At 72.1% G+C, this 520-nt stretch carries 1 pseudogene; it reads right to left on the reverse strand.

The annotated features are described in order from the left end of the window. A pseudogene (locus LPA54_RS36465) lies at window positions 1-266 on the reverse strand (polyphosphate kinase 2); the annotation flags it as partial. Between the last annotated feature and the right edge of the window lie 254 nt (window positions 267-520).

Consider the following 520-nt stretch of genomic DNA (forward strand, 5'->3'; position numbering starts at 1 on the left):
TCCATGAACCGCTGGATGGTGCCGCCCTTGCCGGCCGCGTCGCGTCCCTCGCAGACGACGACCATCCGCTGGCCGGTGTCCTTCACCCACCGCTGCATCTTCAGCAGCTCGATCTGCAGGACGCGCTTCGTGCGCTCATACTCCGACCTGCGGATCTTCCGGTCGTACGGATGGTTCTCGCGCCAGGTCTCGATGGGGGTGCCGTCGGCGTCCAGCAGCACGGGGCGCTCCGGCCGCCGGGCGTCCACCTCCAGCCCGTGCAGCAGGTTCTCGCCCGTGGTGCGCGACTGCTCCGTTCCCGCGTCCGCCTCCGCGCGGCTCTCGTGCGCGTCCGGGTGGTCACGTCCCTGTCGCTCGTCCGGGTGGTCTGCCGTCACGTCGTCTCCCGCCTTTCGGTCCCGTCTCACCGGGTCACCCCTTGTGCAGCGTATGCCGGAGGGGCGGGCGCGGTGATGCGGAGAGCGGGTGCCCGCAGCGGGCGCGCCGAAGCGTGGCGGGCGGTGATTCGGCGCGCCCGCTG

This window comes from Streptomyces sp. DH12 (genome assembly GCF_020873895.1).
Lineage (GTDB): Bacteria > Actinomycetota > Actinomycetes > Streptomycetales > Streptomycetaceae > Streptomyces.